This window comes from Bartonella sp. TS82HLJMH (assembly GCF_042193495.1).
GTDB lineage: Bacteria > Pseudomonadota > Alphaproteobacteria > Rhizobiales > Rhizobiaceae > Bartonella > Bartonella grahamii.
On record NZ_JBHILU010000079.1, the window covers coordinates 341 to 917 of the forward strand.

Annotated in this window: 1 protein-coding gene; it reads right to left on the minus strand. The window is 33.3% G+C overall.

All coding sequences use genetic code 11. The features are described from left to right. Window positions 1–200, minus strand: a 200-nt coding sequence (locus ACFIKO_RS09335; protein ID WP_375673896.1) for a hypothetical protein, incomplete at its 3' end; no start/stop codon positions are given. Between the last annotated feature and the right edge of the window lie 377 nt (window positions 201–577).

Sequence of the window (577 nt, forward strand, 5' to 3'; positions counted from 1 at the left end):
TTACGTATATTTGCACCACCACCAAAATACGTTGCTACATTACCCCACAGATCACAAGCAGAAACAGGAGAAGCATTTGATAAAAAGACAGCCACTGAAACCAATGAAAGCGTTTTAATAAAAGGTAATCCATGAGACGAGCAAGAATTTTTTAAATTACTCATTGCTGGCGTTTGTGGTGTGGTATATATTTTTTTCATAACAAATTCTCCAAATAAGAAAAACATATTAAAAACATTAAAAAGACATATTCCTGTGTTACTGAGCTATAAGGGATGTTTTTTCTTGTTTTATAAAAGATTAGGGTTGCCATAATGGGGAAGAGGACTATCTAAGATCTCAATGAGATTGTGATTGATCGATAATCCGGTTTATAAGGAATTTTTTGTAGGAAAATCCTTGTGGTTGCTGTTGAGAAAAAATGAGATGGACATAGAAAAGACATATTTGCGCGCTATCATAGATGTAATGTGATTAAGAGGCAATAAACGATGTTTACTGCAAAAGAAGATTAAGCTGTTTGCTGTGTTATGGGATTATTGTGCTTTTGTTGTAAAAATAAGCAAGATATCTCTGA